This window comes from Microbacterium sp. AG790 (assembly GCF_003634765.1).
Taxonomy (GTDB): domain Bacteria; phylum Actinomycetota; class Actinomycetes; order Actinomycetales; family Microbacteriaceae; genus Microbacterium.
Genome location: NZ_RBWZ01000008.1, coordinates 164,428 through 187,843, shown reverse-complemented (window position 1 = coordinate 187,843; position 23,416 = coordinate 164,428). Strand labels below are relative to the sequence as shown.

The following is a 23,416-nucleotide window of genomic DNA, read 5'->3' as shown; positions in this document are numbered from 1 at the left end:
GTCAATCTTAGGCGCCGCCTGTGGAGCGACGGCGGTGCCGCGCGGCCGTGAGGGGACCGCGGGCGATCCGCACCCCGGACGGGTCAGGGCGCGGTGGGAGTGTCGACGCCGAGGACGTCGATCACGAAGACGAGCGTCGAGCCTGCCGGGATGGACGAGGTGGCCTTGTCTCCGTAGCCGAGGGTCGGCGGGATCACCACGAGGATCTGAGATCCGACGGTCTGCCCCTTCAGGGCCTGTGCGAAGCCGGGGACGACGGCGTCGAGCGTGACCGCGGTGGAGGCGCCCTTGTCCCAGGTCGAGTCGAAGACCTTGCGGTCGGCCCAGGTGACGCCGGTGTAGTTGATCCGGATCTGATCGCCGTCGCCGACCGCGGGGCCGTCGCCCTTCTTCAGCACCTCTACGGCCAGCTCGGACGGCGGCGCGGTGTCGGGGATGATGATCCCCGGTGTGCCGTTCGGAGCCAGCACCACCGAGGGCATCCCCCGGCGATCGTTGTACTGGGGTGTGCCGTCCGCAGCGGCGAGGTAGACCTTCTGCAGGTCGATCGCGACGACGATCGAGTCGGCGCCGGTGAGCCCCCACCCCTGAGCGGCCGGGGCCGACAGTGCGCTGGCCGGGACGGCGCCGAGGATGCGGGAGCCCTCGGTTGCGCAGGTCATCAGCTCGGCGAAGCCGGCGTACTGCTCGCGCCACTTCGACAGCGGCGTGACCTGCGTGCCCGAGGTCAGGATCTTCTGACCGGTCGACCCGCTCATGATCGTGATGGCGAACTGCACATCCTGCATGTCGGATGTGACCCGCGGGCCGGAGCCCACGTTCTCGTCGACGGCGACGGTGTGATCGACGTAGACCGGAGCGCTCAAGGTCACGTCGGGGGCGCCGACAGCGCCGGAGACGCTCACCGTGTTCAGCACGCCCGAGCTGTCGGCCGGGCGGTCGCACGACGCCGCCGATCCGGGCGTCGAAGCGCATCCGACGAGGGTCAGAGCAGACAGGCCGATGACGGCGAGGGCAGCAGGGATCCGGCGCACCGGATCAGTCTACGTCGTCCGCTGCGCCACCCCCGGCCGCGACGGTGTCGGCCGACGCCTGCCGAGCGCCGTCGGCCGCGCGCTGAGCCTCGCGCACGCGCTTGCGGAGATTCTTGTCCGTGATCTGGCGATCGCCCACGGCCCCGGGCGTCCAGAGTTCGACGTCCTCGTCGGCATAGCTGGGCTTCTTCAGCGCGCGCTTGCGCACGTCGGGGGGCGTCGCGCCCGGTGCAAGGCGGCGCGCCGTGATGAGGAACCCCGTGTGGGCGACCATCCGGTGATCCGGTCGCACCGCGAGTCCCTCGACGTGCCATCCGCGCACCATCGTCTCGGTCGCTTCGGGCTCGGTGAACAGGCCGGTGGCGCGGATGTACTCCGCGACACGGCTGAGCTGAGTCGCTGTGGCGATGTAACAGAGAACGACGCCGCCGGGCGTGAGAGCGTCAGCGACCGCGTCGATGCACTCCCACGGAGCGAGCATGTCCAGAACGACGCGGTCCACGGATGCCGGGCGCACCGCGCCGGGGAGCTCCTCGACGAGGTCTCCCACGACGACGTCCCAGCTGTCGGGTGTGTGCCCGAAGAACGTCTCGACGTTGGCCCGGGCCACCTCCGCGAATTCGTCGCGCCGCTCGAAGGAGACCAGCCGCCCGGCCGGACCGATCGTGCGCAGCAGCCACATCGACAGCGCACCCGATCCGACGCCGGCCTCGACGACCGTCGCGCCGGGGAAGATGTCGGCCGAGGCCAGGATCTGTGCGGCATCCTTCGGGTACACGATGGCCGCGCCGCGCGGCATCGACATGACGAAATCGCGCAGCAGCGGCCGCAAGGCCAGGTACTCGTGGCCGCCGGAGTTGGTGACCACCGAACCGTCGGGCTGTCCGAGGAGCTGTTCGTGCTTGAGAACACCGTGGTGCGTGTGCAGCTCGCCGCCCTCCCGGAGGGTGACGGTGTGCAGGCGCCCCTTGGGACCGGTCAGCTGCACGCGATCTCCGAGGCGGAACGGGCCGCTCGGGCGGAGGTCCACGAGGGATGTCGGCGTGGTCATACGTGCTCTCCTGTGCGGTGGGTGCGGTGCGCCGCGTGGACCGCGGCGATGTCGGCGGGCGTGCGCCCGGCGAGGGTCGGCCAGAGGGCGTGGGCGCCCGTGCCGACGAGCGAGACCATCAGCGGCACGCCGATCGTCGTGACGCCGGCGGCGACGGCGGCGCGCACGCCCGTGGGTGAGTCCTCGATCGCGATCGCGTCGGCAGGATCGACGCCGAGGGCGCTGCACGCTTGCAGATACGCGTCGGGGAACGGCTTGGGACGCGCGACGTCGTCGCCCGCGACGATGATCTCGAACAGGTCGGGGAAGGGCGCCACGACCTGCGCGGCCATCCTCCGCATCGACATCGTCACCAGCGCACAGCGGGTACCGGCGCCGTGCAGCGCCGCGAGCAACTCGTGGGCGCCGGGGCGCAGCGGGCTCCCCCGCTCGGCCAGCAGGCGCGTCACCTCGCCGGTGAGGTGATCGATGATGCCGGCGACCGGCATCCGCACGCCCGCCTCCTGCAGGATCGCGCCGGACGTCTCCAGTCCCTGTCCGACGAGCGTCAACGCCTGTTCGTGGGTCCAGGTACCGCCGAAGCTCTCGACGAGAGCCGTCTCGGCTTCCATCCAATAGGGCTCGGTGTCCACGAGGGTGCCGTCCATGTCCCAGAGAACGGCGGCGGGAAGGGCGGAACTCATCGGTCCATGCTACCGAGGCGCCTCGACGCTGCTGTTGCGTGCGGCACGCGGCACGTCCGCCCCCGGGTCGGCCTCGGCGCGTATCGTGGAGGAATCGATGCACCGTGCGAGAGGGGCGGAGTGGACGAACTGGGTAACCGCGTGCTGATCGTGGCCTTCGACGGCTGGAATGACGCGGGCGAAGCCGCCTCTGCCGCCGCGGCGCACATCAGGGAGTCCGGCGCGTACCGGGAGGTCTTCGCCGTCGACCCGGAGCTGTACTTCGACTACCAGTACACCCGCCCGCAGATCACGCTCGACGCCGACGGCTCGCGCACGCTGACCTGGCCGGACGCGACGCTGTGGCGACCGCTCCATCCCGCCGACGGCACCCGCCTCTGGGTGCTGTCGGGCGTGGAGCCGGCGCGCGCCTGGCAGTCCTTCGCCGCCGAGCTGGTGGATGCCGCGCTCACGGAAGGCATCACCGGCATCGTCGCGCTGGGCTCGATGATGTCCGATGTTCCGCACACCCGGCCGATCTCGGTGTTCGCCGGCAGCGACAACGACAGCCTCCGCGCCGCCCTCAGCCTGGAGAAGCCCACCTACGAGGGCCCGGCGGGCATTCTCAGCGTGCTCACGGCCGCCGCCGAGACCGCCGGCATCCCGACCGCGGCCCTGTGGGCCAATGTGCCCCATTACGTCGCCGGTCACACCCCGTCGCCCAAGGCCACGCTCGCTCTGCTGGACCGCGTCACCGATCTCACCGGGGCGGTCGTGGCGCGTGGGGAGCTGCCCGCCCAGGCGCTGGCCTGGGAGGCGTCGATCGACGCCGCCGCGGCCGACGATGAGGAGATGACGGAGTACATCCGCCAGCTGGAGCAGACGCGCGACACGTGGGATTCGCCCGAGGCGTCCGGCGACGCCATCGCGCAGGAGTTCGAGCGCTATCTCCGCCGCGGCGGCGAAGGGCCGGGCAAACCGGGTCCGCCGGACCCCCGCCGCTCCTGATCAGTACGCCTGCAACACGCCGAAGCTGAGCAGGATGATCAGCAGGATGCCGAGCGCGAGCCGATACAGCACGAACGGCAGGAAGCTGCCGCGCTTGAGGTAGCGCATCAGGAACGCGATCACGGCCAGACCCACCCCGAACGCGACGACCGTCGCAACACCGGTTTCGAACATGGTGTAGACCTGGTCGCCCGGATCCTTGATCGCCTGGATCAGCTCGTACAGGCCGCTGCCGAAGACGGCGGGAACGGCAAGCAGGAAGGCCACTTCCGCCGCCGCCGGCCGCGTGTAGCCCAGGGCCAGCCCCATCGTCGTCGTCGCGCCCGAGCGGGAGACGCCGGGGATGAGGGCGAGCATCTGCGCCAGGCCGAGGGAAAGACCGTGCCCGTACGTCAGATCCTCCTCCGTGCGGGTACGGCGTCCGAGAGCGTCGGCCGCCCCGAGGAGCAGACCGAAGACGATGAGAACGGTCGCCACGAGCCAGAGATTGCGGAACGTGTCGCGGATCACGTCCTGGAAGAGGTAGCCGGCGATGCCGATCGGAATGGTGCCGATGATGACGATCCATCCCATGCGGGCATCGGGATCGTTGCGCGGCACGCGACCGGTCAGCGACTTCGCCCACTGCGAGATGATGCGCACGATCTTGCCCCAGAAGTACACGAGCACCGCGAGTTCGGTGCCGATCTGGGTGATCGCGGTGAAGGTCGCGCCGGGGTCTTCGGCCGACGGGAGGAACTCGCCCATGATGCGCAGGTGGGCACTGGAGGAGACGGGAAGAAACTCGGTGAGTCCCTGGACAAGGCCCAGGATGATCGCCTCGAACAGATGCATGGGGGGCCTTTCAGTACGTGCGGATCAGATCGGTGAGCACGCGCTGCCCGAAGACCAACGCGTCGATGGGGACGCGTTCGTCCACACCGTGGAACATACCGGTGAAATCGAGATCGAGGGGAAGCCGCAGCGGAGCGAAACCGTATCCGGCGATCCCGAGCTCGGCGAGCGCCTTGTTGTCGGTGCCGCCGCCCATGAGATACGGCAGGACGGGCACGCCCGGATCGTGGCGTTCCAGAGCGCCGACCATCGCGTCCACGAGCGGTCCCGCGAACGGCACCTCCAGCCCGATGTCGCGATGCGACACCTCGACCACGACGTCCTCGCCCACGATCCGCTGGATCTCGGCGAGCACGCGCTCTTCATGCCCCGGAAGGGTGCGCACGTCGATCGTGGCGACCGCGGCATCCGGGATCACATTGTGCTTGTACCCCGCGACCAGGCCCGTCGGGTTGGCCGTCGTCCGGAACGTGGAGCGCAGAAAACCGGATGCCGGTCCCGTCGCGTCCGCGACGGCGTCGGGGTCGGCCGCGTCGACGCCGCAGAGGGCCGCCAGCCCGTCGACGGTCTGGCGCGTCGTGGTGGTCAACTCCAGCGGCCACGAGGAACGTCCGAGGGCGGCGACCGCCTCGGCCAGACGGGTGACGGCGTTGTCCGGGTGGAATCGACTGCCGTGCCCCGCGGCACCGTGCGCCCGCAGACGCAGCCAGACCAGGGCCTTCTCCCCCACCTGCAGCAGGTAGGCCCGCCGGTCGCCCACCGGGATCGAGTAGCCGCCGACCTCGCTGATCGCCTCGGTGGCACCGGCGAACCACTCCGGCCGATCGCGCACGACCAGCTGCGAGCCCTCGACGCCGCCGTTCTCCTCGTCGGCGAAGAACGTGACGATCAGGTCGCGAGCGGGCTGCTCCCCCGCGCGCAGCAGGTCGGCGACGGAGGTGAGGATCATCGCGTCCATGTCCTTCATGTCGACGGCGCCGCGTCCCCACAGCATCCCGTCCTTCACGACGCCGCCGAACGGATCGACGCTCCAGTCCTCGGCGACGGCCGGGACGACGTCGAGGTGTCCGTGCAGCACCAGGGCGGGCTTGTCGCGGTCACGGCCCGGCACACGGACGGTGAGGTTCGTGCGCCGCGGGATGGGCTCGTAGTACTCGGGGCGCAGTCCGAGGCCTTCGAGGTAGGCACCGACGTACTCCGCGGCCTCCCGTTCTCCCCGCGAGCGCCCCTCGCCGAAGTTCGTCGTGTCGAAGCGGATGAGATCGCGCGCGACGCGGGCGACCTCGGGCAGTTCGGAGTCGGACATGCCTCCACGCTAGCGCGCCCGACGCCCCGAACGGAGAGCGCACGAGGACTCCCCTGACAAAAGAAAAAGGCCCCTGACGGGACCTTTTTCCTTCTGTGCGCGAGGGGGGACTTGAACCCCCACGCCCTATACGGGCACTAGCACCTCAAGCTAGCGCGTCTACCTATTCCGCCACCCGCGCAGGTGGTTTTCGGTTTCGCAACCGAAGATCGACAGTACCAGATTCCGAGCCAGACGCGGAATCGGGGCCGGGCTCATCCCGCCGAGACGCCGAAGAGCAGACCGAGCACGTACGTCACCGCCGCCGCCCCGAAACCGATCGCCAGCTGCCGCAGCCCTCGCCGCAGCGGCGGCGCACCCGACAGCAGGCCCACCATCGCTCCCGTGCCCAGCAGCGCCGAACCGACGAGCACGAGAGCGACGACGACGGCGGGGATGCCGCTGAGCCCGAAGATCCAGGGAAGCACCGGAATGATCGCACCCGACGCGAAGAAGAGGAAGCTCGACCCGGCGGCGCCCAGAGCACTGCCGACCACTTCGTGATCGGCGCCGGCGGCGCGGTGCAAGCGGTACGGCTCACTGCGGTCGGCGGCCTGCGCGGCCGCGACGATCTGGCGCGCACGCTCCTCGGCGTCGCGTTCACCGAGACCCCGCGCACGGTAGACCAGAGCGAGCTCGTTGGCATCGAGGTCGAGGTCCGGCAGCACATGGTCGGCGTAGTCACTCGGCTCCGTGGCATCCAGCAGTTCCCGCTGTGAGCGCACCGACACGTACTCCCCCGCCCCCATGGACAGGGCGCCGGCGAGAAGGCCGGCGACGCCGCTGAACAGCACGAACTGCGCCCCCACGCCGGTGGCGCCGATGCCCATCACGAGAGCGAGGTTGGAGACGAGACCGTCGTTGGCACCGAACACCGCGGCGCGGAACGTGCCGGACAATCGCCGCCGCCCGCGGGCGGCCAGACCTCGCACGACCTCACGATGGATCTTCTCGTCAGCGACCATGCGTGCCGTCGCGAACGGCTCGCTCTCGTACGGCGAGCGCCCTTCCGCATTCTGGGCCAGAGCGAGCACGAAGATGGAGCCGAACCGCCGAGCCATCCATCCCAACAGGAGGGAGCCGAGGCCCGGAGAGGGCAGGCGCGACGGTTCGCCGCCGAGCAGTTCGAGCCAGTGCGCCTCGTGGCGCCCCTCGGCGTCGGCCAGGGCCAGCAGGATCTCGCGCTCCTCGCCTTCCCGGCGCTGCGCGAGGTCGCGGTACACCTGCGCTTCCGCGCGTTCGTCGGCGAGGTAGCGCGCCCAACGGCGGCGGTCACGAGGCGTGGGAACGGGCTGCGCGGTCACGGGAGTTCACGCTAGCCGCGCGTGGTGCCGGGTGACTCCCGATCGCCGGGATTGCCAGCATTTCGGACGTCCGAACCTCGCACGATCTCGGCCAGGAATCCGCGCTCGCCGCGGCGCATCACGATCGCGTGCGCGGCAGCGAACGCGGGGCGCAGAACGGGGCTCGCCACCCGCATCCACCGGCGGACGAGGGCCACCTCCCACACCCATGTGAGCCGCGTCCGCGCACCGGCGGCGCCGCCTTCGGGCGTGAGCCGGAGGCTCCCCCGACCGGCCAGGTCGCCCGTGCTCGCGGCCGCCAACAGTCGGGGCGGCGTGGCGGCGGTGATCGTGAGCGCGACCCGCAGACGATACCCCCAGGGGCTGCGCACCTGCAGCCGCACGACGTCGCCGGGCGTGGGCGGGTGGGGCTGGGGCTCGACGCGGACGGCCGGCCACCACGCGACGACGCCCGTCGTCAGGCTCCGCTCGCACAGGCGCCAGCACTCGTCGGCGGACGCCGGCACGAGCCAGTGCGAAGTGAAGGCGTACTCCCGCGACATGCGCGCGAGTGTAGCCGTCGCCGAGGCTCGATCAGGAGCGCACGCGCGAGCGCAGCACCTCGATCCGCGCTTGCAGTTGTGCCACCGTCGCTCGCGCGACCTCGGGTCCCCCGCAGATCCGGCGGAGTTCCGCGTGGACGGCTCCGTGCGGCTCTCCGCTCTGGCGCGCGTAGAGACCGACGAGGCTGTTGAGCAGCTGACGCTGTTCGCGCAGCGTGCGGTGCAGCGCCGGCGGCAGTGTCGACTCGGCATCCGGTGCCTCGGTGACCGCCGCGCCCTCCTTCGCCTCGCGGGCGCGGCGGTGCCGGCTCTGGCGGGACTGGCGCTGCATGAGCAGTTCGTGGACGTGCTCGGGCTCGAGCAGTCCCGGAAGGCCCAGGAACTCCTCCTCCTCGGGCGTTCCCGGCACCGCAAGCTGACCGAACTCCTTGCCGTCGTAGAGCACACGGTCGAAGTGGGCGACCGAACCGAGCGCCTGATAGGAGAACTCCTGCTCGAGGTCGTCGGAGGCCTTGTCCTCTCGTTCCGCCTCGGCGAGCAAGGTGTCTTCGAGCCCGTCGTCGTCGCCGCCCTCGCGGTCGAGGGCGTGGTCGCGCTCACGCTCCATCTCCCCCGCCAGCGTGAGCAGCACCGGCACGTTGGGAAGGAAGACGGATGCCGACTCGCCCCGACGCCGCGCCCGCACGAAGCGGCCGATCGCCTGCGCGAAGAACAGCGGCGTCGACGCGCTCGTGGCATAGACACCGACCGCGAGGCGGGGGACGTCGACGCCTTCGGACACCATGCGCACGGCGACCATCCAACGGGTCGTCGCATTTCCGAACGTCTCGATGCGTCCGGAGGCGGCCTTGTCGTCGGACAGGACGACGGTCGGCGCTTCGCCCGTGATCTCGCGGAGAATCGCCGCGTAGGCGCGTGCCGCCGTCTGATCCGTCGCGATGACCAGGCCCCCGGCATCCGGGACGTCCTGACGCACCTCGGTGAGACGGCGGTCGGCGCTGCGGAGCACGGCGGGGATCCAGTCGCCCTCCGGATCCAGCGCCGTGCGCCAGGCTTGGGCGGTGACGTCCTTCGTGTTGTCCTGCCCGAGATGCGCTTCGAGTTCGTCGCCGGCTTTCGTGCGCCAGCGCATCTTGCCGGCGTAGACGAGGAAGAGCACCGGGCGCACGACCCCGTCGGCGAGCGCGCGCCCGTAGCCGTAGTTGTAGTCGGTGCGCGAAAGGCGGATGCCCTTCTCGTTCGGGTGGTACTCGACGAACGGGATCGGCGCGGTGTCACTGCGAAACGGCGTTCCCGACAGCAACAGCCGGCGCGTCGCGCGCCCGTACGCCTCGCGGAGCGCATCGCCCCAACTGAGCGCATCGCCACCGTGGTGCACCTCGTCCAGGATCACCAGCGTGCGCGCATCCATCGTCAGCCGCTGGTGCACAGAGGCTTTCACCGCGACCTGCGCATAGGTGACGGCTACGCCGTGGAAGTGACGAGCCGGCGCGCTCTGACGGTTGGTGAAGCGCGGATCGAGGCGGATGCCGACACGTGCGGCCGCGTCGGCCCACTGTGTCTTGAGATGCTCGGTCGGCGCGACGACGACGAGGCGGTCCACGATGCCGCGGCGCAGCAGCTCACTGGCCAGACGCAGCGCGAAGGTCGTCTTGCCGGCGCCAGGGGTCGCCGCCGCGAGGAAGTCGCGCGGACCGGAACCCACTCCGTCCGGCCCGTCGGCGGAGAAGTAGGCCTCGAGCGCTTCGGCCTGCCACGCGCGGAGGTTCTGCGCCGTTCCCCACGGGGCGCGCTGGGGGAAGGCGGGCGAGAGGTGCTCGGCGGCGAAGTTGCCGAAGTGCTCCTGTCCTCGCTCGTCCGTCCCGTCCACGACTGACCACCCTAAACGACGCCTCCCCCACGGCGGCTCTCGGTGGGAAGGCCGCTCCCCGGTAGCCTCGAAGAAGACCACGAGTCAGGAGAGCCATGCGCAGGAACGAAGCAACCCCCGACGAGCACCGTTCGCCCTACATCCCCAACGAGAGTGCGCACCCCTGGCGTCGCATGGTGTCGATCGGCGACTCCTTCACCGAGGGCATCGGCGATCCCATCCCCGGCACCGCCGACGGTCACCGCGGATGGGCCGACCGCGTCGCCGAGGTGCTCGCCGCCCAGGTCGACGATTTCGCCTACGCCAACCTCGCGGTCCGCGGAAAGCTGATCACGCAGATCATGGCCGACCAGGTGGAGCCCGCCCTCGCCCTGAACCCCGACCTCATCACGTTCTCCGCCGGCGGAAACGACGTGCTGCGTCCCAACGGCGATCCCGACGCCGTGGCGCAGCAGTTCGAGGACGCCGTCGCGCGCCTGAGCTCCCAGGGGGCGACGCTTCTCGTCTTCACCGGTGTCGACACCGAGTTCACGCCGGTGTTCCGCGGCATCCGCGGGCGCGTCGCCATCTACAACGAGAACATCCGGGCGATCGCCGACCGTTACGACTGCATCGTCGCCGACCAGTGGGCGTTGAAGGAGGTGCAGGACATGCGATTCTTCGACGACGATCGCCTGCACTACAACGCGCTCGGCCATCACGAGATCGCCCGCATGGTGCTGCGCGCGCTCAACGTGCCGAACGAGCTGCAGCCCATGCAGCCCGATCCGCTGCCGCGGCTGACGTGGCGCGAGGCCCGCACCAACGACCTCGTCTGGGCGCGCACGCACTTCGTTCCCTGGGTGCTGCGACGCCTTCGTCACCAGTCCTCCGGCGACAACATCACCGCAAAGCGCCCCGAGCCGCTGCCGGTCACCGTCGAGGCTCCGGCCCGCGACCGCACCGCGGCCCCGGGTCGGCAGGCTTAGCGCAGGGCCCAGAGCGCCACGGCCGCGGCCGCCGCGACGTTGAGGGAGTCGACGCCGCCGGTCATCGGGATCGTGACGACCGTGTCGGCCGCGGCCAGCGCGCGCCGCGAGAGCCCGTCGCCTTCGGCGCCCATGAGCAGCGCGACCTGCGGCGGACGAGCGGCGGCGAACGCGTCGAGGGCGACCGCGTCGTCGGCGAGCGCGAGGGCGGCCAGGTGCAGCCCGGCATCGTGCAGCAGGTCGCGGCCCGCGCTCCAGCCCCCGTCCGCCTCGTCGGGCAGACGGGTCCACGGCACCTGGAACACGGTCCCCATGCTGACGCGGACGCTCCGACGGTAGAGCGGGTCGGCGCAGCGCTGCGTGACCAGCACGGCGTCGGCGCCGAGCCCGGCGGCCGCGCGGAACGCCGCCCCGACGTTGGTGTGGTCGACGATGTCCTCCAGGACGAGAACCAGGCGCGCACCGGCGACGACCTCCTCGACGGGCGGCAGAGCCGGCCGGTGCATCGCCGCGAGTGCTCCGCGGTGCACGGCGTAGCCGGTGAGTCGCTCGGCCACGTCGTCGTCGACCAGGTAGACGGGGGCGTCACCGGCGAGGTGCGCCGTATCGTCGAGCCACTTCTGCTGCACCAGCAGGGATCGTGGCCGGTGGCCCGCGGCGACGGCTCGGGCGATCACCTTCGACGACTCGGCGATGTACAGACCGCCCGCGGGCTCCAGCACACGCCGCAGGGCGACGTCGGTCAGGTCGCGGTAGTCCGCGAGACGGTCATCGGTCGGATCGTCGATGCGCACGACAGGCATCCGTCCATGCTGTCACGCCGCGCGCGGGTGCGGCGGGCCACCGCGTAACCTCCGCGAAAAGCGGGGCGCGTAGTCTCGAGGTGGGATCGATGGAGGGAGGACGCCATGTCGACGCTGCTGGATCACCCGCACGAGGCCGTACCGCACCTCGATCCGGAGACCGCGGATGCCGTCGAGCGCGCCGTGGATGCCCTCTCGGGTCGGCGCATCGCGGTGCTCACCGGCGCGGGTGTGTCGACGGACTCCGGCATTCCCGACTACCGCGGCAAGGGCGCTCCCACACGCACCCCGATGACGGCGCAGCAGTTCCTCTCGAGTGCGTCCTCTCGCCGACGGTACTGGGTCGGTAGCCACCTGGGATGGCGCGCTTTCGCCGCCGCTGAGCCGAACGACGGCCATCTCGCCCTCGCCGAGCTGGAGAGCCGCGGTATCGCGAGCGGTGTCGTCACCCAGAACGTCGACGGTCTGCACGTGCGCGCCGGAAGCCGCCGCGTCGTCGAGCTGCACGGCACGATGCGCAGGGTACTGTGCACCCACTGCGGGCAGGTGTTCGATCGCCGCGACCTGGCGGCGCGCGTGGAGGCGGACAACCCGTGGATCACGGTGCCGGATGCCGTCGAGCTCGGCCCCGACGGCGACGTCCTCCCCTCCTCGAGCGACGGCTTCGTCGTGCCGGAGTGCAGCGTGTGCCGCGGGATGCTCAAGCCCGACGTCGTCTTCTTCGGTGAGTACATCCCCGTCGCCAAGTTCACCGAGGCGGAGCAACTGGTCCAGACCAGTGAGGCACTCGTCATCGCCGGATCCTCTCTGGTCGTCAACTCCGGCATCCGGCTGCTCGAACGCGCACGACGCCGGAAGCTCCCGGTCGTGATCGTCAACCGCGGGCAGACTCGCGGCGATGCGCGCGCGACCGTGAAGATCGACGCGGGCACGACGGAGGTGCTGCGGGCCCTCGCCCGCGCGCTGCCCGCGAAGCGCTGAGCGGACGCCGACCTCGCCTAGGCTCGAAGCGTGACGACCCTCATCCTCGTGCGCCACGGCGAGACCGACTGGAACGCGGCGAGACGCATCCAGGGCTCCACCGACATCCCGCTCAACGACACCGGCCGCGCCCAGGCGCAGGAGGTCGCCGAGCGACTGCACCAAGAACTGGCGGACGCCGGCCCCGTGGTCGTCTCGTCGAGTGATCTGTCCCGCGCCGCCGAGACCGCGAAGATCATCGCCGCCACTCTCGCAGCGACGCCGCCGCGCACCTACCGGCAGCTGCGCGAGCGCTCGTACGGCATCGCCGAAGGCGCCAGCGTCGAGGAGTTCCGCGACCGCTGGGGGGCGTGGGCCGAGGCGGAGGTCCCCGAGGCGGAGACCTGGCCGCAGGTGCGCCGCCGCGCGCTGGCGGGGCTCCAACGCGCCGTCCGCGACGCGCGGCGCGATACCGCACCGCGTGCGCCCACGGTGCTCGTCGTCTCGCACGGCGCCCTCATCCGCGAAGTCATCCGGCATGCGTCCTCCGGCGCGTTCCCGCTCGAAGGTGAGCGTCTGGCCAACGCGTCCACGCATCGCTTCCTCCTGGAGCGCGACCGCCTCAGTGTGCAGTCGTACGCCGCGACCCCGATGACCTGACCCGCGCGCGATCCTTCGGCGGATGCCGCGGCCTCACACGTCGCGGGCGAGGAGGGTGCGGGCGTGACGCAGCACCGGTTCGTCGATCATCCGGCCGCGGAAGGCGAAGACGCCCCGCTCGCCGACGGCGGCGTCCAGCACGGCGCGGGCCCACGCGAGGGTGTCGGGGTCGGGCCGGTAGGCGGCGCGGATCGTCGCGACCTGCGCCGGATGAATGCATGCCGTGGCCTGGAAGCCGCTCGCGGCGGCATCCCGCGCCTCCTTCGCGAGGCCCTTCTCGTCACCGATGTCGAGGTGGACCGCATCGATCGCCGCGATACCCGCCGCCCCGGCCGCCAGCAGAAGACGCGATCGGGCGGCACGGGCGACGTCGCGGTACCGCCCCTTGGGCGTGCGACTCGACGTCCCTCCCAGGGAGGCGACGAGATCCTCCGCACCCCACATGAGCGCCACCACGCGGTCGTGAGCGGCGATCTTCTCCGCCGCGGCGATGCCGCGAGCGGTCTCGCACAGCGCGACGACGTCGAACCGCGGGTCGATGCGGGAGATCGCCTTCGCCGATTCCGCCTTGGCGACCATGACGCGCCGATAGTCGGTCTGGGAGAGCGAGGCGAGATCGGAGTCGATCTCTGCGGAGTCGAGGGCATTCACGCGCACGATGACCCGGTCGGGGTCCAGCTGCGAGTCGATGAGCGCGACCCGCGCCGCCACCTTGTCGGCGGGTGCGACCGCGTCCTCGAGGTCGAGGATCACCCCGTCTGCTCGCTCGAGGGCCTTCTCGTAGCGCTCGGGACGGTCGGCCGGGCAGAACAACAGGGCGGGCCCGAGGGTGAAGTCGGCGGTCATGCGTTCACGCTACCGGGCCGCTCGTGCACCGGCGCCGAGGCTGGTCAGTCCGAGCGCGCGGGCGATCACGAGGAGCTGGACCTCGGTCGTCCCCTCGCCGATCTCGAGGATCTTCGCATCGCGGTAGTGGCGCGCGACGGGGTACTCGTTCATGAAGCCGTTGCCACCGAAGATCTGCGTCGCGTCCCTCGCGTTGTCCATCGCCGCCTCGCCCGCCGTGAGCTTGGCCAGTGCGGCGGCGGTGCCGAACGCACGCCCCGCGTCGCGCAGGCGCGCCGCGTGGAGCCAGGCCAGCCGCGACACGTGCACGCGCTGCTGCATCCGTGCCAGCAGGAACTGGATCGACTGGCGCGAGCCCAGCGGCTCGGCGAACACGATGCGACTGCCGGCGTAGTCCAGGGCCGCCTCCAGACAGCCCTCCGCCGCGCCGGTGGCCAGAGCCGCGATGGCGATGCGGCCCTCGTCGAGGATGCTGAGGAAGTTGGCGAAGCCGCGGCCGCGCTCGCCGAGCAGGTTCTCGGCCGGGACGCGGGCGCCCGAGAAGCTCAGCGGATGGGTGTCGGACGCGTGCCACCCCACCTTGTCGTACGCCGGGCCCACCGTGAAACCGGGGGTTGCGGAGGGCACGATGATCGTGGAGATCTCTTTGCGCGCGCCGCTGTGGCCGGTCACCGCCGTGACGGTGACGAAGCGCGTGATGGCCGTGCCGGAGTTCGTGATGAACTGCTTGGCTCCATCGATGACCCACTCACCGCCTTCGAGACGAGCGGTGGTGCGGGTCGCGCCGGCATCCGATCCCGCTTCGGGTTCGGTGAGACCGAATCCGGCGAGCGCACGCCCGGCCAGCAGGTCGGGAAGGAGCACCTCTCGCTGTCTGTCGCTGCCGAAACGGTACACGGGCATGGCGCCGAGGCTGACGCCGGCCTCGAGCGTGATCGCGATCGACTGGTCGACGCGGGCCAGGGCCTCGATCGCGAGCCCGAGCGCGGTGTAGTCGCCGCCCTGCCCGCCGACGTCGTCGGGGAAAGGGAGTCCGAACAGCCCCATCTCCCCCATCTCGGCGACGATGTCCAGCGGCAGGGTCTTGGTGCGGTCGGCTTCATAGGCCTGCGGTGCGACCCGCTCGTCGGCGAAGGCACGGACCATCCCCGCCAACTCCCGCTCTTCGTCGCTCAATCCGTAGTCGTGGGGGTCGAGGATCGCCATGCCATCTCCTTCGATGTCGCGGTCGCGTAACGGCTCACGCGCGCGCGTGGCGCACGGACGAGCGTGTGGGTTAGTGTTCATTAACCCACCGGTCCAGGTTATCGAGGATTAACTGGAATGACAACGCACTCCCGGGCATCGCGCACCACTCGCGAGCGCGCCAAGGCGGAGCGTGCGGACGCACTCGTCGAGGCGGCAGCGCGCCTGTTCGCCCAGCACGGGTTCGACGGCGTGAGCCTCGAAGAGCTCGGCTCGGCCGTCGGCGTCAGCGGGCCCGCCGTCTACCGCCACTTCGACAGCAAGCGCGCGCTCCTCGGCGCCATCCTCCTGCGAGCCAGCGCCGATCTGCTCGCCGGCGGTCGCCGCGTGACGGCGGCAGGGTACGACGCCCAGCGCTGCCTCCGTGAGCTCGTCGATTTCCACGTCGACTTCGCGGTGCGAGGCGCCGATGTCATCCGCGTGCAGGACCGTGACCTCACCCGATTGAGCGATGAGGATCGCCGCACCGTCCGCCGGCTGCAGCGCGAGTACATGGAATTGTGGGTCGACGTGCTCCGCGCCGTGCACCCGGACCGCGGCGACACCGACCTGCGCGTCCGGGCCCACGCGGGGTTCGGGCTGATCAACTCCACGCCCTACGTCGTGCGCACACGCCGCGAGGTGGCGGTGGATGCCGAGACGGACGCACTCCTGCGTCAGATCCTCTCCGAGATGGCTTACGCAGCACTCGCCACACCCTGAACCGCGCGGCACCGCTCACCCGAACAGCAGCGCACGCCCCGGCTCGCGCAGGATGTCACCGACCGCCGTCAGGAAACGCGACGCCTGCTCCCCGTCGACGAGCCGGTGGTCGAATGACAGGCTCAGCGTCATCACGTCACGCAGCACAATGTCGCCCTCGTGCTCCCAGGGCCGACGGCGCACCGACCCCAGCCCGAGAATGCCGGCCTCGCCGGGGTTGAGGATGGGCGTGCCCGCGTCGACCCCGAAGACGCCGAAGTTGGTGATGGAGAACGTCCCGCCACTCAGGGCGGCCGGGCTCGTGCGTCCCGAGCGCGCGGTCTCCGCCAGACGACCGATCTCATCGGCGAGCTCGATCAGACTGAGGCTGTCGGCGTCGGCGACGTGCGGGACGACGAGGCCACGCTCCGTCGCGGCGGCGATGCCGAGGTTGACGTAGTGGTACTGGACGATCTCCGCGGCATCCTCGTCCCACGCGGCGTTCAGAGTCGGCTCGGCGCGCAGCGCCAGACACACGGCCTTCGCCGCCACCGCCATGATGCCGACGCGGTGACCGTCGAGTCGCCGGTCGGTGCGCAGGCTCGCGACGAACCGCGTCGCCTCCGTGACATCGACCTCCAGGAACGTCGTGACATGCGGCGCGGTGAAGGCGCTGCGCACCATCGCCGCGGCCGTGTGCTTGCGGACGCCGCGGATCGGCAGGCGCGTCTCCCGGTCTCCGGCCGCCCGTCCGGCCCCCGCGGGCGGCACCCGCTGCGCATCAGCCGGCGACGCGCCCGGTGCGCTCTGGGTGCGACCGGCGAGGAACTGGTCGATGTCGTCGCGTCGGATGATCCCGGTGACCCCGGATGCCTCGATGAGCGCGAGGTCGACGCCGCGCTCACGCGCATAGGCGCGCACCGGCGGAGTCGAGCGCGGACGCTCATCACGCACGTCGTCCCTCAGCGGCGTCACCACGTCATGCAGGGCGTCGTGCATGACCTGTGCGGCGACCGTCTGGGTGACCTGGAGCTCGTCGGGGCGGGCGCCCGCGCGGGCGCGGCGCTGCGGGCGTCCCGCGGCGCGTGGCGCAGCGCCGTAGCCGACGAGGTTCGGCAGCGGGGGCTCGGGCTCCGCTCGCCCGGCGCCCGCGGGCCCCGGCTCGGGCGCGGCACCGGGTGTCGAAGCGGGAGCTTCGACCTCGAACGCGATCAGAGGAGAGCCCACCTCCACGACATCCCCGGCAGCCGCGCGCAGCGCGCTCACGGTGCCGGCGAAGGGCGAGGGCAGCTCGACGATCGCCTTGGCGGTCTCGACTTCGGCGATGGGCTGGTTCAGACGCACGTCATCGCCCTGGGCGACGAGCCACTGCACGATCTCCGCTTCGGGCAGACCCTCGCCGAGGTCGGGAAGGAGGAACTCCGCGATCATCGCTCCACACCCGCCGTCGGCGTGAGGCTGTTCGGCCGGTCGAGAACGCGATCGACGGCGTCGAGGATCCGGTCGAGATCGGGCAGGTGGTGCTTCTCGAGCTTGGCCGGCGGATACGGGATGTCGTGTCCCGTGACGCGCAGCGGAGGCGCTTCGAGATAGTGGAAGCACTGCTCGGTGATACTGGCGATGACCTCGGCGCCCACGCCGGCCTCACCACCGGCCTCATGTGTGACCACCACGCGACCCGTCTTGCGGACGGATGCCGCGATGGTGCGGTAGTCGACGGGTGAGAGCGAGCGCAGGTCGATGACCTCGACCGAGATGCCGTCGTCTTCGGCGGCGATCGCGGCATCCAGCGCCGTCGCCACCTGCGCACCGTAGGCGAGCAGTGTGACGTCGGAGCCTTCGCGCTCGACACGGGCCAGACCCATCGGAGCGGCGTCGGCCACATCGCCGTCAAGGTCGACCTCGCCCTTGGTGTGATACAGCCGTTTGGGCTCGAAGAAGACCACGGGGTCATCGCTGGCGATCGCCTGCTGAAGCATGGTGTAGGCATCCTGCGGGTTCGACACGGCCACCACCCGCAGCCCCGCCGTGTGCACGAAGTACGCCTCGGGCGACTCCGAGTGGTGCTCGACAGCGCCGACGCCTCCGGCCCAGGGGATGCGGATGGTCAGCGGCATGCGGACGCGCCCGCGGGTGCGGTAGTGCAGCTTGGCCACCTGACAGACAATCTGGTCGAAGGCCGGGTACACGAATCCGTCGAACTGGATCTCCACGACCGGACGGAACCCCCGCATCGCGAGCCCGACGGCCGTGCCCACGATGCCGGATTCGGCGAGAGGGGTGTCGATGACGCGGGTGGGACCGAACTCGTCGAGGAGGCCGTCGGTGATGCGGAACACTCCGCCGAGGCGGCCGATGTCCTCGCCCATCACGATGACGCGCTCGTCGAAGGCCATCGCCCGATGCAGGCTCGCGGTGAGCGCCGCACCCATGCTCATCTGAGTCATCGCACACCCTCCGCGTCGTCCGCGAACGAGTCCAGATAGGCCGAGAAGCGTGCCCGCTGATGGTCCAGGCCGGTGTGCGCTTCGGCGTACACGTCATCGAACACCTCGATCGCCGGGCGCGTGCGCGCCGCGAGCACCGCCTCACGCATCTGGGCGGCGAGCCCGTCGGCCTCCCGGCCGATCGCGGCGATCGTGTCGTCGTCGAGGTCGCCGCCGGCGCGCAGGAACGCCTCCAGGCGCGTCAGCGGGTCACGCGCCCGCCACGCCTCGAGTTCGTCGCGCTCGCGGTAGCGCGTCGGGTCGTCCGAGGTGGTGTGGGGGCCCATGCGATACGTCACCGCTTCGAGGAACACGGGCCCCTCCCCGCGACGCGCGTGGTCCAGCGCCCACCGCATCGCCGCCGTGCACGCCAGCACGTCGTTGCCGTCCACCCGCATGCTGGGGATGCCGAACCCGGGGGCGCGACCTGCGATCGGGAAGCGCGACTGCACCGTGACCGGTTCGGAGATCGCCCACTGGTTGTTGGAGCAGACGAAGACGACAGGGGCGGTGAAAGACGATGCGAACACCATCGCCTCGTTGACATCGCCCTGGCTGGACGCCCCGTCGCCGAAGTAGGCCACCGCCACCTGATCCCCGCCGTCGCGCTGGATGCCCATCGCATATCCGACGGCATGGAGCGTCTGGGCACCGATGATGATCTGGGGAGGTGCGAGGTGGAGCTCGAAGGGGTCGTAGGTGGAGTGCACCTCTCCGCGCCAGGCGAGGACGAGATCGGCGGGTACGCCGCCCCGCACGAGGGCGAGGCTCAGCTCGCGGTAGCTCGGAAAGAGGAAGTCGTCGGCGCGGCAGGCGCGCCCCGTCCCGACCGCGATCGCCTCCTGCCCCTGAGCGGGCGCCCACAGTCCGAGATGACCCTGGCGCTGGAGGGCGACCCCCTCGGCATCCATCCGACGCGCGATCGCCATGTCGCGATACAGGCCCCGCAGCGCGGCGCCGTCCAGGTCCTCGACCCAGGGATCCAGCCGCGGGTCGGCGATCCGGCGCCCGTCGGGGCTCAGCAGTCGCGCCGTGTCGTCGAGCGCAGTCATCGCTTCGTCTGTCGTCAGGGTGTACATCGTCGTCATCCCTCTCTGGCTCAGCCGCTGTCTTGTGGACCGCGGCGGCCGCCCGGGCCGGCCTCGTCGCCGGTTGCGTGGAAGATTACGTCGGACTGGCACCTAGCTCAAGCATCCTCACTTGCACTGAGCATGTTGCCCATAGCGCACCGACATCTCCTGGTACAGTTGGGCAGTATGGGACCTCTGGACCGCGTCGACCTCGACCTGTTGAACGCGCTCGCCGACGATCACCGTGCCACCGTCGTCGCGCTCGCCGAGCGGCTCGGCCTGTCCCGCAACACCGTGCAGGCCCGACTGGCGCGCCTGGAACGCGGTGGCGTCTTCCAGTCGTTCGAACGCGCCATCCCCCCGCTCGCGCTGGGCCTTCCGATCGAGGCGATGCTGAGCGTGACCGTCCGCCAGGCGGAACTGCCCCGCATCACCCAGGCGATCGCGACCATCCCCGAAGTCGTGCAGGCCTACGGCATGAGCGGACAGGTCGACCTGCTGGTGCGCGTCGCCGCCCGCGACACTCAACACCTGTTCGACGTCGACGCGCGGATCCTCGCGATCGACGGGGTCGAACGCACCGAGACGTCGCTGGTCATGGGCGAAGTCATCGGATATCGGATCCGACCGCTCCTGGAGTCGGCACGGGAGGACGCGATTCGCTGACCGCGCCGGGGAGGGGCTCGGGCGCCGGCGGCAGCATGGCGTCCGCCGGAAGAGCCGCGAGCGGCGCCGCCCCGGCATCCATCCGCACGAGCACGACGCCGGCGAGCAGCACGGCACCGCCGACGATCTGCACCGCCGAGGGGGCCTCACCGAGCAGGAGCCAGGCGAAGCCGAGCGCGAAGAGCACCTCGCTGAGGCCGATGAACGAGGCCATTCGCGCGCCCACCCGCGGCACCGCCATCACCCCGAAGGCGTAGCCGAGAGTCGTCCCGACGGCCCCGACCCACCCCAGGGCGAGGATGCCGGGGACGTCGATCCCGCGGAACGTGAGCGTCACTGCCGGGGCGGACAGCGGCATGACTCCGACAACCGCCAGCAAGAGCATGAGGCAGGCCCCCACCATCAGCCCGCCCGCGGCGAGGGCGAGGGGAGGCAGGTCGTCTCCGGTGCGCTCGCTCATCACGAAGTAGACGCAGACGCAGAGCGCCGCGCCGAGCGCGAGCACCGTGCCGAGCAGGTCGAATCGGGCACCCGTGACATCGACGACGAGCACGAGTCCCACGATCGCGACGACGGACCCGGTCATCACGAGACGCGAGGGCGCTCGCCGGGTGCGCACCCAGACGAAGCCGACCAGCATGACCGGAGCGAGGTACTGGATCAGGAGCGCCACGGCGACGGGCATCCGCTGCATGGCGGAGAAGAAGAGCAGCTGACAGCCCAGCACCGGGACGAGTCCGAACGCGACGAGCGACAGCGCATGGCGGCGGAGGAACCCGCGCTCGCGCCGTGCGGCGCGCACCAGCGCGGGCGAGAGGATGAGCGCGGCGAGCCCCATCCGCACGACGAGCGCCGCCGAGAGCGACCACCCGGCCTCGAGCAGCGGCTTGACGAGCGGACCGCTCGAGGAGAAGGCGAGGGCCGAGACGACGGCCATGACGATACCCGTCGTACGGGCTGATGAAGCGGTGCGGGACACCGGCGGTCCTCGGGTTCGAGTGCGGGCTGTCATGACTGAACAGCGAATACACTGGTGACACTAGCGCTCGCCGATGTCAGGAGTCAACGTGGTCTTCATCCATGACACCGAGATGTCTCTGCGCGCCGCCGCAGCCCTGGTCAACACGCTGCCCGAGACCGACACGTCGGGGCGGGATCGGCTGGAGACACACGCCGACCTCGACGCCTATCTCGCCACCTTCTCGTACACCGGCGCGTTCCGCCGGGATGCCGACGAGCTCGCCGCCGTCCGCGCGATCCGCCCGCGGCTGCGAGCGCTCTGGAGTGTGGACCGCAACAACGCCGTTCCGTTGGTCAACGCCATGCTCCGCGACGGTCATGCTCTCCCACAGCTGGTCATCCACGACCACTTCGACTGGCATATTCACGCCACCGAACCCGACGCCCCCTTGGCGATGCGCATACTGTCCGAGTCCGCCATGGCGTTCGTCGACGTCATCCGCTCCGACGCGTGGGACCGGGTGCGGGTGTGCGCCGCGGACGATTGCGAGTCGGTCTACGTCGACTTCTCGAAGAACGGCTCGAAGCTCTACTGCGACACCGGAAACTGCGGCAACCGCATGAACGTCAACGCGTACCGTCGCCGGAAGGCGCGAGAAAGCGCCTGATGGCATCCGCGGCCACCTGCGGGGTCTCGTAGTGGATGAGGTGACCGACGGCGGGGATCTCGACCAGCTCCGCGTCGGGGAACATCCCGCGCAGCCGCCGCTCGGCCTCGATCGGCGTGATGTCGTCCTTCTCCGCGGCGATCAGCAGCGTGGGCTGCGCGATCGCGGGCGCGAAGCGGCGGATGTCGTTCGAGACGGAGGTGACGAATCCTTCGTACAGCACGTCGCGATCGTGGAAGAGGGAGAAGTAGGTGTCGTGCTGGTCGTGGATGAAACGGCGCAGTAGCGGGTCACGGGTCTTGGCCATCGACACGCTCATGACGCGGACGATCATGCGGTTTCGCAGCAGCGCGTCGCCGAGACGCTGCGGCAGCCTCGCGCCGAGGCGGTAGTAGAGCACCGCGAGTCGCGTGAGGACGCCGCGCGGGCCCTCCAGCGCCGGCGCGCCGATCGGGTTGACGAGGATCACGCGCGGCGTGTGCAGTCCGGCGGCCACAGCCGCGGCGACGACGATCGACCCGAAGGAGTGCCCCAGCACGACGGCTCCCGGCGCCACGGCATCCACGAAGGAGCGCAGCCACTGAGCGTACGCGTCGAGCGTGTGCTCGACCCCCGGAAGAGGCGGTGTCTGACCGAAGCCCGGGAGATCGGGTGAGATGACCCGGATGCCGTCGAGAAAGGCGACGACCGGTTCCAGTCCGTGATGGTCGCCGCGATACCCGTGCACCGCGATCAGCGTGATCGGCGCGCTCGCCTCTCCATACACCCAGTAGGCCGTGCGCGTCCCGGAGATCTCGACCTCGTCGCGCCGCACGGCGATGGCGGCGAGGCGGTCGGCGTAGGGAGAGGCGACGGTCACTCCAGAAGTCTAGAAGGCCACCGCTGCCGGACGGGTCCCCGCGCGCCTGCCCGGCGATGTCTGTGCTCACGAATACCGTCGGGGGCATGGATACGTGGCAGACGCTCCCCCTCTGGGAGGAGGAACCGGCCGCGACGATGCCCGGCACCCCACCGCCCGCACGCGGGTGGACGGATGCCGTGGGCGTCTTCGACCTGGAGACGACCGGCGTCGAGGTCACCTCCGACCGTATCGTCACCGCTCACGTCGGCCTCCTCGACGCGAGCGGAACGGCCGTGCGGGCCCAGTCCTGGCTCGCCGATCCCGGTGTCGCGATCCCGGAGGGGGCCACCGCCGTTCACGGCATCACGACGGCGCACGCCCGCGCGCACGGCTCCCCCGCGTCCGTCGTGGTCGCGGCGGTCGTGGCCGCGCTGCGCGATCTGCTGGACGCCGGCATCCCGGTCGTGGCGTACAACGCGCCGTTCGACTTCTCACTGCTCAAGTACGAGGCGCTGCGACACGGCATCCCGCCCATCCTGGAGCCGTCGCCGGTGATCGATCCGCTCGTGCTCGACAAAGCGCACGACCGCTTCCGCCGGGGAAAGCGCACCCTCGAGGCCGTCGCGGCGCACTACGCCGTGCCGCTCGTCGGCGCCCACGATGCGGCCGCCGACGCCATCGCGGCAGGCCGTGTCGCGCAGGCACTGGCACGGCGATTCGACATCGACGCCCCGCTCCACGAGCTGCACACCCGTCAGGTCGGCTGGGCACGTGCGCAGGCCGACAGCCTCACGGAGTACTTCATCCGCATCGGTCGACTCGAGCCGGACGATCGCCTCGACGGCAGCTGGCCCATCCGCTGATACTCGACCGGCGACGCCCGGTGCGTTCGACCGCCCACACGACGAAAGC

The 23,416-nt window shown here is 70.7% G+C and carries 24 protein-coding genes and 1 tRNA gene; 8 read left to right on the top strand and 17 right to left on the bottom strand.

What is annotated here, in order from left to right; genetic code table 11:
- Nucleotides 1-83 precede the first annotated feature (83 nt).
- Genes DEU37_RS08790 through DEU37_RS08780 form a run of 3 tightly spaced genes read right to left on the bottom strand, consistent with a single transcriptional unit; the run spans nt 84 to nt 2,768 of the window.
- Nucleotides 84-1,034 carry an FKBP-type peptidyl-prolyl cis-trans isomerase gene (locus DEU37_RS08790; protein ID WP_121190307.1) on the bottom strand — a complete coding sequence of 317 codons (951 nt, stop codon included), beginning with the start codon at nt 1,032-1,034 and terminating at the stop codon, nt 84-86.
- Nucleotides 1,035-1,038: 4 nt separating this feature from the next.
- Nucleotides 1,039-2,085, bottom strand: a complete 1,047-nt coding sequence (locus DEU37_RS08785) for a tRNA (adenine-N1)-methyltransferase (protein WP_121190306.1) — start codon at nt 2,083-2,085, stop codon at nt 1,039-1,041.
- Complete coding sequence (locus DEU37_RS08780) at nt 2,082-2,768, bottom strand: HAD family phosphatase (RefSeq protein WP_121190304.1); 687 nt, start codon at nt 2,766-2,768, stop codon at nt 2,082-2,084. Before DEU37_RS08780 ends, DEU37_RS08785 begins: the two co-directional genes overlap by 4 nt.
- A 120-nt stretch (nt 2,769-2,888) precedes the next feature.
- Here DEU37_RS08780 and DEU37_RS08775 point away from each other — a divergent pair, with 120 nt between their 5' ends.
- Nucleotides 2,889-3,755 (top strand): PAC2 family protein, encoded by an 867-nt coding sequence (locus DEU37_RS08775; RefSeq protein ID WP_121190302.1) that lies wholly within the window; start codon nt 2,889-2,891, stop codon nt 3,753-3,755.
- Here DEU37_RS08775 and DEU37_RS08770 read toward each other — a convergent pair whose 3' ends face one another.
- The 6 genes from DEU37_RS08770 to DEU37_RS08745 form a co-directional block, all read right to left on the bottom strand.
- On the bottom strand, nt 3,756-4,589 hold the full coding sequence (locus DEU37_RS08770; protein WP_121190300.1) for an undecaprenyl-diphosphate phosphatase: 834 nt from the start codon (nt 4,587-4,589) through the stop codon (nt 3,756-3,758). It abuts the gene before it with no gap.
- Nucleotides 4,590-4,599: 10 nt separating this feature from the next.
- Nucleotides 4,600-5,895, bottom strand: a complete 1,296-nt coding sequence (locus DEU37_RS08765; RefSeq protein WP_121190298.1) for a M20/M25/M40 family metallo-hydrolase — start codon at nt 5,893-5,895, stop codon at nt 4,600-4,602.
- Between the two features lie 96 nt (nt 5,896-5,991).
- Nucleotides 5,992-6,076 (bottom strand) — tRNA-Leu (locus tag DEU37_RS08760).
- Between the two features lie 73 nt (nt 6,077-6,149).
- Nucleotides 6,150-7,238 (bottom strand): VIT1/CCC1 family protein, encoded by a 1,089-nt coding sequence (locus DEU37_RS08755; RefSeq protein WP_121190296.1) that lies wholly within the window; start codon nt 7,236-7,238, stop codon nt 6,150-6,152.
- Nucleotides 7,239-7,249: 11 nt separating this feature from the next.
- Nucleotides 7,250-7,780 carry a hypothetical protein gene (locus DEU37_RS08750; RefSeq protein WP_121190294.1) on the bottom strand — a complete coding sequence of 177 codons (531 nt, stop codon included), beginning with the start codon at nt 7,778-7,780 and terminating at the stop codon, nt 7,250-7,252.
- A 31-nt stretch (nt 7,781-7,811) separates the two neighbouring features.
- On the bottom strand, nt 7,812-9,650 hold the full coding sequence (locus DEU37_RS08745) for a DEAD/DEAH box helicase (RefSeq protein WP_121190292.1): 1,839 nt from the start codon (nt 9,648-9,650) through the stop codon (nt 7,812-7,814).
- Nucleotides 9,651-9,745: 95 nt separating this feature from the next.
- Between DEU37_RS08745 and DEU37_RS08740 the strand changes: the two genes are divergently transcribed.
- On the top strand, nt 9,746-10,618 hold the full coding sequence (locus tag DEU37_RS08740) for an SGNH/GDSL hydrolase family protein (protein WP_005049338.1): 873 nt from the start codon (nt 9,746-9,748) through the stop codon (nt 10,616-10,618).
- Here DEU37_RS08740 and DEU37_RS08735 read toward each other — a convergent pair.
- The gene (locus DEU37_RS08735; RefSeq protein WP_005049337.1) at nt 10,615-11,421 is read right to left on the bottom strand and encodes an RNA methyltransferase; all 807 of its coding nucleotides are present in this window, start codon (nt 11,419-11,421) and stop codon (nt 10,615-10,617) included. The two genes, DEU37_RS08740 and DEU37_RS08735, sit on opposite strands and share 4 nt — an antisense overlap.
- A gap of 105 nt (nt 11,422-11,526) precedes the next feature.
- Here DEU37_RS08735 and DEU37_RS08730 point away from each other — a divergent pair, with 105 nt between their 5' ends.
- Both DEU37_RS08730 and DEU37_RS08725 read left to right on the top strand, forming a co-directional pair.
- On the top strand, nt 11,527-12,402 hold the full coding sequence (locus DEU37_RS08730) for a Sir2 family NAD-dependent protein deacetylase (RefSeq protein ID WP_121190290.1): 876 nt from the start codon (nt 11,527-11,529) through the stop codon (nt 12,400-12,402).
- A gap of 30 nt (nt 12,403-12,432) precedes the next feature.
- Nucleotides 12,433-13,041: a histidine phosphatase family protein gene (locus tag DEU37_RS08725; RefSeq protein WP_121190289.1), complete on the top strand. Its 609-nt coding sequence runs from the start codon at nt 12,433-12,435 to the stop codon at nt 13,039-13,041.
- A 33-nt stretch (nt 13,042-13,074) separates the two neighbouring features.
- Here DEU37_RS08725 and DEU37_RS08720 read toward each other — a convergent pair whose 3' ends face one another.
- Both DEU37_RS08720 and DEU37_RS08715 read right to left on the bottom strand, forming a co-directional pair.
- Entirely contained in the window at nt 13,075-13,887 is an 813-nt protein-coding gene (locus tag DEU37_RS08720; RefSeq protein WP_121190287.1) for a CoA ester lyase, read from the bottom strand.
- Between the two features lie 9 nt (nt 13,888-13,896).
- Nucleotides 13,897-15,093, bottom strand: a complete 1,197-nt coding sequence (locus DEU37_RS08715) for an acyl-CoA dehydrogenase family protein (RefSeq protein WP_121190286.1) — start codon at nt 15,091-15,093, stop codon at nt 13,897-13,899.
- Nucleotides 15,094-15,210: 117 nt separating this feature from the next.
- Here DEU37_RS08715 and DEU37_RS08710 point away from each other — a divergent pair, with 117 nt between their 5' ends.
- Entirely contained in the window at nt 15,211-15,834 is a 624-nt protein-coding gene (locus DEU37_RS08710; RefSeq protein ID WP_121190284.1) for a TetR/AcrR family transcriptional regulator, read from the top strand.
- A 15-nt stretch (nt 15,835-15,849) separates the two neighbouring features.
- On the opposite strand, the gene DEU37_RS08705 is transcribed toward DEU37_RS08710, so the two are convergent.
- The 3 genes from DEU37_RS08705 to pdhA are packed head-to-tail and all read right to left on the bottom strand — an operon-like array spanning nt 15,850 to nt 19,378.
- Nucleotides 15,850-17,244: a dihydrolipoamide acetyltransferase family protein gene (locus tag DEU37_RS08705; protein ID WP_121190283.1), complete on the bottom strand. Its 1,395-nt coding sequence runs from the start codon at nt 17,242-17,244 to the stop codon at nt 15,850-15,852.
- Nucleotides 17,241-18,260 carry an alpha-ketoacid dehydrogenase subunit beta gene (locus DEU37_RS08700; RefSeq protein WP_121190281.1) on the bottom strand — a complete coding sequence of 340 codons (1,020 nt, stop codon included), beginning with the start codon at nt 18,258-18,260 and terminating at the stop codon, nt 17,241-17,243. Before DEU37_RS08700 ends, DEU37_RS08705 begins: the two co-directional genes overlap by 4 nt.
- Entirely contained in the window at nt 18,257-19,378 is a 1,122-nt protein-coding gene (pdhA, locus tag DEU37_RS08695) for a pyruvate dehydrogenase (acetyl-transferring) E1 component subunit alpha (RefSeq protein ID WP_121190488.1), read from the bottom strand. Before pdhA ends, DEU37_RS08700 begins: the two co-directional genes overlap by 4 nt.
- A gap of 177 nt (nt 19,379-19,555) precedes the next feature.
- On the opposite strand from pdhA, the gene DEU37_RS08690 reads away from it, so the two are divergent.
- Entirely contained in the window at nt 19,556-20,035 is a 480-nt protein-coding gene (locus DEU37_RS08690; RefSeq protein WP_005049322.1) for an Lrp/AsnC family transcriptional regulator, read from the top strand.
- Here the strand turns inward: DEU37_RS08690 and DEU37_RS08685 are convergent.
- On the bottom strand, nt 19,977-20,972 hold the full coding sequence (locus tag DEU37_RS08685) for a DMT family transporter (RefSeq protein WP_121190279.1): 996 nt from the start codon (nt 20,970-20,972) through the stop codon (nt 19,977-19,979). The two genes, DEU37_RS08690 and DEU37_RS08685, sit on opposite strands and share 59 nt — an antisense overlap.
- 130 nt (nt 20,973-21,102) lie before the next feature.
- Here DEU37_RS08685 and DEU37_RS08680 point away from each other — a divergent pair, with 130 nt between their 5' ends.
- Complete coding sequence (locus tag DEU37_RS08680; protein ID WP_121190277.1) at nt 21,103-21,663, top strand: CGNR zinc finger domain-containing protein; 561 nt, start codon at nt 21,103-21,105, stop codon at nt 21,661-21,663.
- Here DEU37_RS08680 and DEU37_RS08675 read toward each other — a convergent pair.
- Complete coding sequence (locus DEU37_RS08675; RefSeq protein ID WP_121190276.1) at nt 21,623-22,522, bottom strand: alpha/beta fold hydrolase; 900 nt, start codon at nt 22,520-22,522, stop codon at nt 21,623-21,625. The two genes, DEU37_RS08680 and DEU37_RS08675, sit on opposite strands and share 41 nt — an antisense overlap.
- 86 nt (nt 22,523-22,608) lie before the next feature.
- Here DEU37_RS08675 and DEU37_RS08670 point away from each other — a divergent pair, with 86 nt between their 5' ends.
- Nucleotides 22,609-23,367: an exonuclease domain-containing protein gene (locus DEU37_RS08670; protein ID WP_259457217.1), complete on the top strand. Its 759-nt coding sequence runs from the start codon at nt 22,609-22,611 to the stop codon at nt 23,365-23,367.
- The last annotated feature ends 49 nt before the right edge of the window (nt 23,368-23,416 follow it).

Excerpts from the sequence above, each read along its gene's own strand:
- DEU37_RS08685 (WP_121190279.1), bottom strand. The coding sequence starts at position 20,972 with ATGGCCGTCGTCTCGGCCCTCGCCTTCTCCTCGAGCGGTCCGCTCGTC.
- DEU37_RS08720 (WP_121190287.1), bottom strand. The coding sequence starts at position 13,887 with ATGACCGCCGACTTCACCCTCGGGCCCGCCCTGTTGTTCTGCCCGGCC.
- DEU37_RS08750 (WP_121190294.1), bottom strand. The coding sequence starts at position 7,780 with ATGTCGCGGGAGTACGCCTTCACTTCGCACTGGCTCGTGCCGGCGTCC.
- DEU37_RS08730 (WP_121190290.1), top strand. The coding sequence starts at position 11,527 with ATGTCGACGCTGCTGGATCACCCGCACGAGGCCGTACCGCACCTCGAT.
- DEU37_RS08770 (WP_121190300.1), bottom strand. The coding sequence starts at position 4,589 with ATGCATCTGTTCGAGGCGATCATCCTGGGCCTTGTCCAGGGACTCACC.
- DEU37_RS08735 (WP_005049337.1), bottom strand. The coding sequence starts at position 11,421 with ATGCCTGTCGTGCGCATCGACGATCCGACCGATGACCGTCTCGCGGAC.
- DEU37_RS08765 (WP_121190298.1), bottom strand. The coding sequence starts at position 5,895 with ATGTCCGACTCCGAACTGCCCGAGGTCGCCCGCGTCGCGCGCGATCTC.
- DEU37_RS08780 (WP_121190304.1), bottom strand. The coding sequence starts at position 2,768 with ATGAGTTCCGCCCTTCCCGCCGCCGTTCTCTGGGACATGGACGGCACC.
- DEU37_RS08785 (WP_121190306.1), bottom strand. The coding sequence starts at position 2,085 with ATGACCACGCCGACATCCCTCGTGGACCTCCGCCCGAGCGGCCCGTTC.
- DEU37_RS08670 (WP_259457217.1), top strand. The coding sequence starts at position 22,609 with ATGGATACGTGGCAGACGCTCCCCCTCTGGGAGGAGGAACCGGCCGCG.
- DEU37_RS08705 (WP_121190283.1), bottom strand. The coding sequence starts at position 17,244 with ATGATCGCGGAGTTCCTCCTTCCCGACCTCGGCGAGGGTCTGCCCGAA.
- DEU37_RS08715 (WP_121190286.1), bottom strand. The coding sequence starts at position 15,093 with ATGGCGATCCTCGACCCCCACGACTACGGATTGAGCGACGAAGAGCGG.
- DEU37_RS08690 (WP_005049322.1), top strand. The coding sequence starts at position 19,556 with ATGGGACCTCTGGACCGCGTCGACCTCGACCTGTTGAACGCGCTCGCC.
- pdhA (WP_121190488.1), bottom strand. The coding sequence starts at position 19,378 with ATGTACACCCTGACGACAGACGAAGCGATGACTGCGCTCGACGACACG.
- DEU37_RS08700 (WP_121190281.1), bottom strand. The coding sequence starts at position 18,260 with ATGACTCAGATGAGCATGGGTGCGGCGCTCACCGCGAGCCTGCATCGG.
- DEU37_RS08710 (WP_121190284.1), top strand. The coding sequence starts at position 15,211 with ATGACAACGCACTCCCGGGCATCGCGCACCACTCGCGAGCGCGCCAAG.
- DEU37_RS08740 (WP_005049338.1), top strand. The coding sequence starts at position 9,746 with ATGCGCAGGAACGAAGCAACCCCCGACGAGCACCGTTCGCCCTACATC.